Consider the following 12,074-nt stretch of genomic DNA (forward strand, 5'->3'; position numbering starts at 1 on the left):
GGATATAAAACCCCGGCGATTGCTCATTGGCTTCGCGAGCAGGGCATCCGCCCGGTCATGCCTTATACCCGTCCCAAAGGCCCGCCGGGACGCTTGCGCAAACAGGACTTTGTGTATGATGCCTATCTGGACGCGTATCTCTGTCCCGAGCACCAGGCCCTGCGCTACCGCACCACGACTCGGGACGGCTATCAGGAGTATGTCTCAGATCCCGCCATTTGTCAGTCCTGTCCGCTGCTTGAAACCTGCACCCAAAGCCGGGATCACCGGAAGGTGATTCTCCGCCACGTCTGGCAGGACGATCTGGACGAAGCCGAACACCTTCGACACACTCCGTGGAACCGGAGAACCTATGCGGAACGAAAAGAAACCATCGAACGGATTTTTGCGGATCTCAAACAAAAGCATGGCTTGCGTTGGACGCTCCTCGCCGGAGGGGCACGAAACACCGCGCAGACGATGCTTGTTTATGCGGCGATGAATCTCAAAAAACTCGCCACCTGGCGGTGGCGACAAATAGGCGCTTGTCTATTAGGGCTTCTTTTTTCTTTCGATGGCACAACAAAGGCCTCCGAAATCTATTTTCGGAGGCCTTTGTCTACAATCTAAAACCTTTCCAGTCCGGAAAGGTTTTACGTATCGAAATGCAGGCGGGGGCCCGTAGTCGTTATGTATGATGGATTAATTGAACTCATGCAGGCCAAGGCTTATTTCCAGACCTTTACGTACCTGCTCCATGGTTTCATCATCGAGATGGGTAATTTTATCAGTTAACCGCTGCTTATCAATAGTACGAAGCTGCTCGAGCAGGATAACGCTGTCACGGTCAAATCGATGCTTGGCTGCATCAATTTCTACGTGTGTCGGCATTTTTGCCTTTTTAATCTGTGCCGTAATAGCAGCTACAATCACCGTAGGACTGAAGCGGTTACCAATATTATTTTGAATGATAAGTACGGGGCGGACGCCTCCCTGCTCTGATCCAACTACCGGAGACAGATCCGCAAAAAATACGTCCCCCCGTTTGACTACTTTTTTATGATGCTGATTGTTTTGTTTCGAATCACTCAAACCACCCATTCACCTCCTTTTCCGGTTGCGCGCTCATGCTGCCGGACAGGATGAACAGCTAGTCTTGTTCATGCAGCCGTCGTTCTGTCGTCTGTGTAGATTCTGTTTCGGCATATTCAAATTCAGCGCATATTTCAGCATTTAGTGCAGCCATTTCTGCATATCCGTTCTTCAATTGTTCCTGCATGTCTGTGGATTTTTGTTTTTCAATTTGATCTTTTAATACCTGATGAAAAAAAGAATCCTTTTCTGACTGGGACAGATGTTCGATTTCCGTATAGAGTTCTTTTGGAAGTTCTAGAGCGATCTGCTGAAGCTGCGACATACGTAATTGGCCCCCTAATGTTCTGTTTTCCCTCTCTCATTATATAAGAAAGATTCACTAAAATGAAACGTGTTTTTAAAAATTTTTTGCCCGCCGCGGGCGGAATCCGCTAAAACAGTTGCGGAGAAGGGATAAACAGACAATATTTAATTATGTTTACTCACGCTAAAATCAGGCAATATAGAAAAGATAATTGATTTTCTGCCGTACTATTGTCTTTCGGGGCGTTATCTGCTATGGTGTAGTTAATTAATTTCATATCCTGCTTCTTTATTTGAGAAGTGAGGTTAGAGGCTGCGAAAACTATTAGTACGCTTTAGGAAGAGAATGAGCTCTGGTGATTAAAGCGGAAAGGGGTTTTTGCCGAAGCTGCGGACGACTCAATCGTTCAACGCTGGTCTCGTATTGAATAAATGCGGGACTGTCATACAGATTTTCTGTATGGAGGGCTATCTCACGCACGTGCGGTTCTGCTTAACAGCTGAAGCGTTCCTGCAACGATGGGCTCTTTCCATGGTTGCTTTTTTCGTGTCCGGACGGAGACGAAGACGTGAAACCGCAAGCCCTCTCTTTTTAGGCAAGACTATACTTTTAAGAGGGTGAGTAAACATGAATTTTGGCAGATTGAGTACAGCAATGGTGACTCCATTTGATGAACACGGAGATATAGATTACACAGCATTAACCAGACTGATTAATCATTTGATCAGCACAGGAACAGAAAGCATTGTGGTGGCAGGTACGACCGGCGAATCCCCAACGCTCTCCCATGAGGAAAAAATCTCGTTGTTCCGTCATACTGTCCAGACTGTAAACGGCCGGGTGCCGGTTATTGCAGGCACAGGCTCCAACGATACAAGAGCTTCACTCGCTTTGTCCCTTGAAGCTGAAAAAACCGGCATTGATGCCGTCATGCTTGTAACTCCGTATTATAACAAGCCTTCCCAGGAAGGCATGTACCAGCATTTCCGTACAATTGCTGAAGGAATTAACACTCCGGTTATGCTTTATAACATTCCAGGGCGAAGCGCGGCCGGTATGACACCGGAAACTATTGTACGGCTTTCCCATGTCAGAAACATCTGCTCCATCAAAGAAGCGAGCGGTGATCTCGAAGCTGCGGCCTATATTCTGCAGCATGCACCGCAGGACTTTACCTTATACAGCGGCGATGACAGTCTGACGCTGCCACTGCTGTCTGTTGGAGCTACCGGCGTCGTTTCTGTTTCTGCCCACGTGGCCGGAGAGAGCATGCAGGACATGATCCAGAGCTTCTTTAACGGACAGCCGGTCTATGCCGCTTCCCGGCACCGCGATCTGCTGCCGCTGATGAAATCCATGTTCGCAGCGCCTAGTCCGACTCCGGTAAAAGCAGCTCTTGAGATGCGCGGTATCATTTCCGGCGATGTCCGTCTTCCAATGGTACGTTTAAACGCGGAAGAAGAAGCACTTCTTCGCCAGGTTGTTGAACCAGCAGCCTCCTTTTATGTCGGTTAATACAGAAGTAAGGTTTTAACCCCGCCGGTTCAGGCGGGGTTTTTTAGTTCTGCTTTTATTTATGCTACGCTTTAAGTGCAAAAAAGACTATAGGAGTGCGTATGTATGAAAAAATTGATAGTGGCGCTGATCCGGCTGTATCAACGTTATATTTCCCGGTTCACGCCCCCCTCCTGCCGTTTTTATCCCACCTGTTCGCAGTACAGCATTACTGCCTTTGAGCGCTTCGGATTCTGGAAAGGGGCCTTTTTGACAGTTCGGCGCATTGTCAAATGCCATCCATTTCACCCCGGGGGTTTTGATGAAGTTCCGAAAAAAAAGCAGGCGTCCGCTAAGCATCATACTTAGCAGGCGCCTGTTTTCGTTTTTTTAACAGCAGCTGGTCCACCCACCCGGTGCCAAGCAGCACTCCGGCCACAATGAATATGAATCCTCCAAGCTGAGCCGGTGATACGTTTTCTCCGAGGATAAGCGCCGAGCTTAACAGGCCGAAAAAAGGCACAAAGTTATTAAATATGGCAGTTTTCCCCGGGCCGATTTTCGAAATCGACGCATTATATAAAATCTGGCCGAGGCCGGTAGCAAATACTCCGGAAAGTAAAAACACGAGCCACACCCAGCCAGGAGCTGTAATATACGACTCCCACCCGGACGGGGACAGCACAAAACTGACTGCGAACAAACCAACAGAGCCGAGCATCAGCGTGTAGATCGTTAATACTCTCGGCGCCACCAGTTCAGACGCTTTTTTAATGAATAAAAAGCTCACAGCCTGGGCAGTCATTGCTGCAAAAATAAACGCATCTCCCCTCGCTGCTCCCTGAACAGCCTCCCCGCCTTCTCCGGTGAGATTAATAAGTACTGCCCCGGCAAACCCGGCAAACACCCCGAGCCAGCGAAGCTTCGTAAAGGCATCTCCCAAAAACAGCATGGACAAAAGAGCTGTTGTAATAGGAAGAAGAGCCAGTATGAGCGAGCTTTTTACAGCAGTTGTTTCACTCAGCCCTATAGCTAAAAACGTATGGTGACCGGTCATGCCAAACACTGCAGCCAGCAGAATATACATAAAAGCAGCCCTCGGCACCCGCTCATGCTCTTTGCGCAGAAAAACAAACAAGGCGACAGACAGGCCGGCGAGCAAAATGCGGGCCGCCTGCATATAAACCGGATTTATTTCAGCCACCAGCACCTTCAGCGCCACGACATTAAGTCCCCACATCAGCATAACAAGCATGACGGACCCGTATAATTTTCCAGCTTCGAGTGGACGCATGCTGCATTCTCTCCTTCATTTTTACATTAACGTTTCTCCCAGTACAAATAATACAAGGCTCAACACGACGGCAGCGCTTAGAATAAATGCTGTATTTTTCCTGATTACCTGAATGGTAGTCGCCCCCATTAAATGAGATGTCATAAGTATCGCTCCTGTAAACGGAGACACCTGAACGCCGAGCATCCACGACATGAGCAGCAGCACGGCCATAAACGGAGCCCCAACCCCAAAGATTTCCGGCGAAAGAGCCCCGCCGAGACCAGTGACAATTATTACGGGGTGAATACCTACCGCAGAGAGCCCCATTACGATAGCGACCACCCAGGCAATCAGCAGAATCATATAGCCCTGGGACAAAAAGCTGATGGCTTCAGAAAGCCATCTTCCGGCATCGCTGCTTCGAAGCGCCACACTGAAAAATCCAGCCGTCACAAAAATACCAATTTCGTTGTACAGGCGTTCAAACGAACCGCTTACGTGTTTCCACGTTGACTGTGCAAACGAGACAGCCTGTTTTCGCGCCAGGGCCCACACCCACGGATACAAAAGGGCGAGCACCGAAACAATTGTCAGCATGCTGTATGGCAACAGTGCTTCAAGCAAAAAAGAAGCAGCAAGCAGAATGCCTAAAAATAGTAAAAACGTGCGCATCGAAGACACCGGCGGATTGACTTCTTTTTCTTTCTCTGGAACCGTCCAGGCATCATCGGCGAATGCTGACGAGCGGAAAAATACAACGACCAGAGCTGTCAACACAGCAGCCATCACGATCCCGTAGGGTCCGACTTCTCCCCAGCTCAAATCATAGATGCTTAAAATCAGGGCCATATTTACAAAATACGGCGACCAGAGCATACACGAGCCAAATCCCCTGAGTACCGTTAATGCCATTCTTTTTTTCTCAAAAGATGGAAAGCTTTCTTTAGCAATGCCGTACACAAGCGGCATGGAGCCGAGGTTCAGAATGGCACCAATGCTTGCTGTCACGCCGTAGCCAAGCCGGTGCGGCGGCACTCCTCTTTTTTTGTTCTGTTGTTCGAGATATTGTTGAAAAGCATGCAGATGCCCCGCTTCCGACATGTACGTCCCAATCAGCGGCACCGTTAAAAAGAGGGCAAGCAGCGGCAGGTTTTCTCCGAAGCTTGTCCACACCGTTTGCCAGGAAACACCGTACGTCCAGAACAAAGCAATGCCGACAGCAATCAGCACGTAAACCACACGCCGGTTCAGGGGCGGCATCACAGGCAGGGATGCCACTAGCAGCACCCCGGCAATAAAACTGTATCCGTAGTCGACAAACGGAACGTTTAAAAGCACTTCTAAAAAATAGCAAAATACAGCTGCAAAAGCTGCAGCTCCCAGTGTTGGTTTTATGTAGGCCTGCCGGTTCATGATCATTCCCCGTTTTAGTCAAATCTTCATTGCAAACACCTTTATGCTACCACTATCCGGAAAAAATAGCCAACACCCGCATATCATTCATAAAAAAGCGGACTCCTTTTTTGGAAGTCCGCTGCCTGTTTCTTATCTATAGTGGGCGTTCAATCGGTTTTCCGCAAAACCGTCACCGAGTACCCCGGGTTCTTTTACATACATATCCCGCGGCACGTGACTGAGCAGTTCACAGCCATTTTCCGTAATGCGGATCGATTCTGTAATCTCTACCCCGTGGTCATCAAGCCAGATGCCAGGCATCAGGTGAAACGTCATGTTCGGCTGCAAAATAGTGTGATCACCCTTCCGGAAGCTGACCGTATGCTCGCCCCAGTCCGGCGGATAGCTGAGCCCGATGGAGTAGCCGAGGCGGGATTCCTTAAAATACCCGCGTCTTGCGATCGTCCGGCTCCACACGCTTTCCACTTCTTCTGCCGTCATCCCCGGCTTAATTGAATCCATCGTAGTTTCGATGCCTTCAACGACCGTTTCCGAGAGATCATACATTTTTTCAGGAGCCTGGCCGATTGCCATCGTCCGTGCCATTGGAGTATGATAGCGCATATACGCGCCGGCAATTTCAATCGTTAAAAAGTCCCCGTAGTTATATTTCCGGTCCGTCCATGTCAAATGCGGGGTAGCTGTATTTTCGTTCGCGGGAATCATCGGCACAATCGACGTATAATCTCCACCGAATTCCTTTGTTCCAAGAATCTGAGCATTGGTGATAGCCGCAGCTACTTCATTTTCACGAACGCCGACATCTACCGTATCAAAACCAGCCTGCATGGCATTTTCGAGTATACGTCCGGCGCGGTACATGCACTCAATTTCCGCTTCTGATTTTACCAGCCGGACCCAGTTGACAAGCGTGCTGAAATTACGGAATTCGGCATTTGGGAGACCAGCCTGGATTCGTTCATAGCACATGGCGGTAAAATAAAATGCATCCATCTCCAAACCAATTTTACGGTTGCCCTGGCCGATCTCGGTCAGGATGTTCGCTGCGAAATCCATAGGGTGCTTGATCGTCGACTGCACAAATTCATCAGGATACGGAATGATATGGTCTTCGTCAAGCCATGTAGTGACGGTAGCGCTGTGGGCATCCATTTCCCGCCCGATCCATAATGGCTGATCTTCGTCAATCATCACAATCACCATTTGATGCACATAAAACGACCATGCGTTATATCCTGTTAAATAGTACATGTTCGATGGATTGGAGACCAATAGCACTTCAATACCGTATTCCATCATTTTCATTTTCGTCTGGTTCATTCTCGTCAGGTACTCATCTTTTTCAAATAACATGAGCTGATCCCCCCTTTTATCCCGTTTACATTTAATTATTCATCAATGGTAAAGCATACGAGCCGTTTTTCCGACATTTCTTCAATGGCAAATGCTACGCCTTCGCGGCCGATGCCTGAATGCTTAACGCCGCCAAATGGCATGGCATCGATCCGGAAATCGCTGCTGTCGTTTACCATGACACCGCCGACGTGAAGCTTGCGTACAGCCTTCAGCGCTAAATTGATATCATTCGTATAAATGCCGGCCTGCAGACCGAAAGGCACACTGTTCGAGCGTGTGACTGCTTCATCAAACGTTGCCACAGAAGCAAGTATTACTACCGGGCCGAACACTTCTTCTTTTACAATCGTTATATCCTCCGGCACGTTCGACAGAACAGTCGGCTCGATAAAGGCGCCGTGCCGTTTGCCGCCGGCAAGCACTTTGGCTCCTGCCTCCACTGCTTCTTCAATCCAGCTTTCAATCCGTTTGGCTTCTTTTTCATTGATTACCGGGCCGATATCCGAATCCTTATCCATCTTTCTGCCTGCACGCACCTGTTTGGCTTTATCTACAAACGATGCTTCAAACGCTTCGTAAATTTCTTCGTGTGCATACACCCGCTGGACACTCAGGCAGTTCTGGCCGGCAGCTCCAAACGCTCCGTCCACGCCTGACTGGGCCGCCTTTTCAATGTCTGCGTCCTTCCAGATAATAAACGGGGAATTCGAGCCCAGCTCCATGGACAGCTTTTTCAGTCCTGCTTTATGGGCAATGCTTTTTCCTGTTTCATAGCCACCGGTAAAGCTGATCATCTGAACGTCTTCTGCTTCAACCAGAATGTCGCCGATGTCACGGCCTCTTCCTGTAATTACTGTGAGTACTTTTTTCGGCAGACCGGCGGCAATAAACGCTTCGGCCAGCTTTAACGCACTGAGCGGTGTTTCTGTTGCCGGCTTCACAATCACAGCATTCCCGGCGGCAATCGCCGGTGCTACCTTGTGTGCCACTAGATTCAATGGATCGTTAAACGGCGTGATAGCTGCTACAACGCCTACCGGGAAGTGATAATAGTACCCCATCCGGTTCGTATTGCCTTCCATCTGGTCGAAATTAATCGATTCCCCGGAAAGACGGCGTGCTTCTTCCGCTCCAAGACGTATCGTCTCAGCGGTCCTGCGTGCCTCACCGGAAGCTTCCGCTATCGTTTTGCTTCCTTCAAGAGCAATGATTTCCGCAAACTCCTCTGCATGATCAAGCACATAATCCGCTACTTTATTTAATATATCCATACGTTCCCGGACGCTCAGCGCTTCGGCGATTTCCTTTCCTTCCACAGCAATCCGCACAGCTTCGCGCGCATCGTCACTGCTTGCCATCGGCACTGTGCTGATAACGGACTGATCCTCGGGATTGACGACGTCCAGCGTTTGTTCCCGGCCGACCCATTCTCCGCCGAGCAGCATCTTTTGCTCTGTGATTTTTGTTGTCATATTATCCCGCCTTTATATAGTATTTCGGTCCATGTTAATCAAATCGATCAACAATGCAAATCCTGTTTCCGGCACGCCGGCCCCGGCGCCCATCAGCGTAATCGGACCGCTCAGGTCGCATTCATAAGTGACCGCGTTTACCGCACCTCCGACGTTAGCGAGGGCGTCATCTTCAGAGAGCAGCTCTGGTTTTACAGACCCCTTGATTGTGCCGTTGACGTTTTCAACGCGCCCGATCAGCTTCCAATGCTTATTTTCATTTTTTGCCTGCTGCATATCTTCTGCAGAAAGAGATGTAATTCCTTGGCGTTCCACATCCTCTTTTTTCAAATCTGCTCCCATAACCACGTTGGCTAGAATGACTACTTTATACAATACATCATAGCCTTCAACATCGCTCGTGGGATCTGCTTCCGCGTATCCGCGGGATTGTGCCTCTTTTAAAGCTTCGCTGTATTCCATGCCCTGCTCCATCTGGGTGAGCATGTAATTGGTCGTTCCGTTCATGATTCCTTTAATGGAAGTAATCCGGTTTCCGGAAAGGCTTGTAAGCGGCATCCGGATTGCCGGTGTTCCGCTCATGACCGTTCCTTCGAATAAAAACCGTACCCCGTTCTCTTCCGCCAGTGCCTGAAGCTCTTTGTAGGCAAGGGCTACGGGGCCTTTATTCGTAAGAACAGCATTTTTGCCGGCCTTGAACGCCGTTTTACAGTGGTCAATCGCCGGCTGGCCGGTCTCCACATTGGTGAACGTAATTTCGATCACGGTATCAGCGTTCGACTGGGTAATCGTTTCGATGCTGTCCCACCCGCGAACGAGCCCTTCGGTATCAGGGTAGTTTTCGACTGTCCCGTCTTTTTTCAGGCAGTCGAGCACCTTCTGCATGTCAAGGCCGTCCGGGTGGTGAAGGGAGCCTTTGTACAAATCGGAAACAGAAACTACCACAAAGTCGGAACCAAACGTTTCCTTCAGCCAGCTTCCCCGTTCCAATAGTATTTCTGCAAGGCCCCGGCCCACTCCGCCAAACCCTATAAAGTCTAATTTATGCGGCATATTTTTTCCTCCCAGTCTAATCTGTCTTGTGCTTTGTCATATAGTGTACAGCTGCTCCTGCAAGCAGGGAAGCTCCAATTGGTAAAATGGTTTCTTCAATATCAAACTGGGGCATGTGCAGCCCGCTGTCTGCGCGATCAGGATAGCCTGCGCCGAGAAACATCATGCAGGACGGCACCTCGCGGGCCATGTAACTGAAATCTTCTCCGCCCATGCCATAGGATTCTTCGTGAATAACCGTTTCCGGGTATAGTTCTTCAAGTACGGTCCGGTAGGCCTTTACTGCTTCGGGACTGTTGACGAGCGCCGGCTCTCCTTCAGCGATCGTTACCTCCTGGGAGGCATTCATCGTCTCGGCTATGCGGAAGGCCTGCTGCAGCTCCTCACGCAGCCGCTTGCGGGTGGCGTCCGAATAGCTGCGCATTGTGCCCCGGATACGGACTTCGTCCGGTATAACGTTCGTAGAAGCTCCTGCCTTTAATTCGCCGATACTCACCACTGCCGGCTCAAGCGGAGACGTCCGCCGTGAAACGATTCCCTGCATCGCCTGCATCACAAACGTGCTGATCCACACCGGGTCAGTGGCAAGATGCGGATAAGCACCGTGGCCGCCGCTTGCACGAATGACCCCTTCAAACGTATCGATGCCTGCCATGCTCGGGCCTTCCTGCAGCCTTACGTGACCAGGCGTGAACTCAGGGTCCATATGAAGGGCAAAGGCTGCCCGGGCCCCTTCTAGCCAACCGCGACTGATCAGATACGGACTGCCGGTGCTACCGTATTCATCTGTATCTTCTTCTGCCGGCTGAAAAATGAAGCGGATGGTGCCGTTTAAAAGCTCCTGCTGCTTATGAAGCACAAAGCAGGCACCGAGCAGCATGGCGGTATGGGCGTCGTGCCCGCACGCATGCATTTTCCCTTCATACGTGGAAGCATAATCACAGTCGTTCTCTTCCTGGATCGGGAGGGCGTCAATATCTGCACGCAAAATGACGAGAGGGCCGTCACCGGCCCTAAGCTCTGCAATTACGGCCGTATCGAGACCCGTTTCTTCTCTGCCACTGTAAATTCTTAAATCCTGAAGTCCGGCAAGCGTCGCTTTAATAAATGATGCTGTTTCATGCTCTTCAAAGCTCAGCTCGGGACGGCGGTGCAGGCCGCGCCTCCACTCCACCAGCTGCTCCCGGATCGCTTCTGCTTCTTCTTTAATCGTTTTGGTCACTATAGTCATCGCTCCAACCGCCCTTTATTTTTGCACGCTTTCGGCTTTTGGCAGCGAAGCCAGTGCCTGTTCCAAATCGTTAATAAGATCATCTGTGTCTTCAATTCCGACCGAGTAGCGCACGAGGCTTTCCGGAATACCGAGAGCTGCGCGTTCTTCCGGTGTATTCTCTACGTGGCTCGTCGTTCTTGCCGGTCCTACCGTCGTTTCCACCGACCCCAGATTTGCTGCACGGTTAGCGTACTCGAGTTTTGGCAGGAACTGGCGCACAGCATCCATTCCGCCTTTTAACGAGAAGCTGAACATGCCGCCGAACTGTTTCATTTGTTTCTCTGCAATATCATGACCCGGATGAGTTTTGAGCCCCGGATAGAATACCTGATCCACCTGCTCATGATTTTGCAGGTGTTCAGCGATCCTCATAGCGGATTCGCACTGCTGGCGCACCCGGAGATGAAGCGTCTTCATGCCCCGGATCATCAGGTAGGCAGCCATTGGATCCATCGTCGCTCCGTTGATTTCGCGGTAATGGAAGATCTTTTCGACCAGATCCTTACGGCCGCAAACTGCCCCGCCGAGGGCATCCGCGTGCCCGCCCAGAAACTTCGTTGCGCTGTGAATAACAAGATCCACACCAAATTCGATCGGGTTCTGGTTGATTGGGGTTGCAAATGTGTTATCAACAAACACAAGCGCTCCCACTTCCTTTGCCACCCTGGTCATTCGTTCGATATCAGTAATTTTCACCGTTGGATTGGTTGGTGTTTCAAGGTATAAAATATCGCAGCCTTTACGGACTTCTGCCTCAATCTCTTCATGGTTGCCCGTTTCACAGAGCGACACATCAATATCCATGTGCGGCAGAAATTCGGTAAAGATTTTGTTTGTACCACCGTACGTATCCTTCATGGATACTACCCGGTCGCCCGGACGGAGGAACGTAGCCAGAGAGTTACTGATCGCAGCCATGCCGGTCGAAAAGCTCGTAGCCGCCTCAGCATCTTCCAAAATTCTGATTTTTTCTTCGAACGATTGCAGGGTAGGGTTCGTATTCCGACCATAGATATGCCCTTCTTTCTTTCCTGTTGCTACCTCATACCAATGGTCCAGATCGTCATACGTATAGGCAACACTGTGGACTACCGGAACCTGGGTCGCTCCAAATGCCCGGTATTCTTTTTCTCCTGCCCATACTGCTTTTGTTGAACGATTAATGTGTGTGTTTGTCATGATTGAACACAACCTTCCCTGTTACTATTTTTTCTCTACCTTCAGTGTATAGATTATCTGTTTAAATTCCATTCACACAATTGTATGAAGTTTCGCACTTTCTTTTGCACAATGTGCATGACACATTATCTTCCATGCAAATATGGTAAAATAATAATCAGAAGATGAATTTACGTT

At 49.7% G+C, this 12,074-nt stretch carries 12 protein-coding genes and 1 riboswitch; of the genes, 3 read left to right on the plus strand and 9 right to left on the minus strand.

Translation table 11 applies throughout. The annotated features are described in order from the left end of the window. A partial coding sequence (locus tag ACTRXF_RS09500; RefSeq protein WP_474278908.1) for a transposase occupies positions 1–609 on the plus strand: 609 nt, incomplete at its 5' end. Between the two features lie 72 nt (positions 610–681). On the opposite strand, the gene ACTRXF_RS09505 is transcribed toward ACTRXF_RS09500, so the two are convergent. Both ACTRXF_RS09505 and ACTRXF_RS09510 read right to left on the minus strand, forming a co-directional pair. Continuing rightward, positions 682–1,071, minus strand: coding sequence for a type II toxin-antitoxin system PemK/MazF family toxin (locus ACTRXF_RS09505; protein ID WP_022792199.1), 390 nt, complete (start codon positions 1,069–1,071; stop codon positions 682–684). 58 nt (positions 1,072–1,129) lie between these two features. Beyond that, positions 1,130–1,396, minus strand: coding sequence for a hypothetical protein (locus ACTRXF_RS09510; RefSeq protein ID WP_322525078.1), 267 nt, complete (start codon positions 1,394–1,396; stop codon positions 1,130–1,132). Positions 1,397–1,676: 280 nt separating this feature from the next. Beyond that, positions 1,677–1,856: riboswitch (Lysine riboswitch) on the plus strand. A gap of 149 nt (positions 1,857–2,005) precedes the next feature. Here ACTRXF_RS09510 and dapA point away from each other — a divergent pair. Next, positions 2,006–2,893 carry a 4-hydroxy-tetrahydrodipicolinate synthase gene (gene dapA, locus ACTRXF_RS09515; RefSeq protein WP_298785836.1) on the plus strand — a complete coding sequence of 296 codons (888 nt, stop codon included), beginning with the start codon at positions 2,006–2,008 and terminating at the stop codon, positions 2,891–2,893. 105 nt (positions 2,894–2,998) lie between these two features. Next, entirely contained in the window at positions 2,999–3,241 is a 243-nt protein-coding gene (gene yidD, locus ACTRXF_RS09520; RefSeq protein WP_322525080.1) for a membrane protein insertion efficiency factor YidD, read from the plus strand. Here yidD and ACTRXF_RS09525 read toward each other — a convergent pair. The 7 genes from ACTRXF_RS09525 to ACTRXF_RS09555 all read right to left on the minus strand — a co-directional run bounded on the left by ACTRXF_RS09525 (position 3,225) and on the right by ACTRXF_RS09555 (position 11,897). Next, positions 3,225–4,166: a DMT family transporter gene (locus ACTRXF_RS09525; protein WP_474262079.1), complete on the minus strand. Its 942-nt coding sequence runs from the start codon at positions 4,164–4,166 to the stop codon at positions 3,225–3,227. The two genes, yidD and ACTRXF_RS09525, sit on opposite strands and share 17 nt — an antisense overlap. A 21-nt stretch (positions 4,167–4,187) precedes the next feature. After that, positions 4,188–5,561 carry a hypothetical protein gene (locus tag ACTRXF_RS09530; RefSeq protein ID WP_474262080.1) on the minus strand — a complete coding sequence of 458 codons (1,374 nt, stop codon included), beginning with the start codon at positions 5,559–5,561 and terminating at the stop codon, positions 4,188–4,190. Positions 5,562–5,693: 132 nt separating this feature from the next. Beyond that, entirely contained in the window at positions 5,694–6,917 is a 1,224-nt protein-coding gene (locus ACTRXF_RS09535) for a M24 family metallopeptidase (protein WP_474262081.1), read from the minus strand. 35 nt (positions 6,918–6,952) lie between these two features. Further along, positions 6,953–8,392 (minus strand): aldehyde dehydrogenase family protein, encoded by a 1,440-nt coding sequence (locus ACTRXF_RS09540; RefSeq protein WP_474262082.1) that lies wholly within the window; start codon positions 8,390–8,392, stop codon positions 6,953–6,955. Positions 8,393–8,404: 12 nt separating this feature from the next. Continuing rightward, the gene (locus ACTRXF_RS09545; protein WP_474278910.1) at positions 8,405–9,445 is read right to left on the minus strand and encodes a homoserine dehydrogenase; all 1,041 of its coding nucleotides are present in this window, start codon (positions 9,443–9,445) and stop codon (positions 8,405–8,407) included. A gap of 16 nt (positions 9,446–9,461) precedes the next feature. Further along, positions 9,462–10,676 carry a M20 metallopeptidase family protein gene (locus ACTRXF_RS09550; RefSeq protein ID WP_474262084.1) on the minus strand — a complete coding sequence of 405 codons (1,215 nt, stop codon included), beginning with the start codon at positions 10,674–10,676 and terminating at the stop codon, positions 9,462–9,464. 15 nt (positions 10,677–10,691) lie between these two features. Further along, complete coding sequence (locus tag ACTRXF_RS09555) at positions 10,692–11,897, minus strand: cystathionine gamma-synthase family protein (RefSeq protein ID WP_474262085.1); 1,206 nt, start codon at positions 11,895–11,897, stop codon at positions 10,692–10,694. Positions 11,898–12,074 lie beyond the last annotated feature (177 nt).

The sequence above is a fragment of the Marinococcus sp. LNHM3E3-2.2 genome, assembly GCF_056034385.1.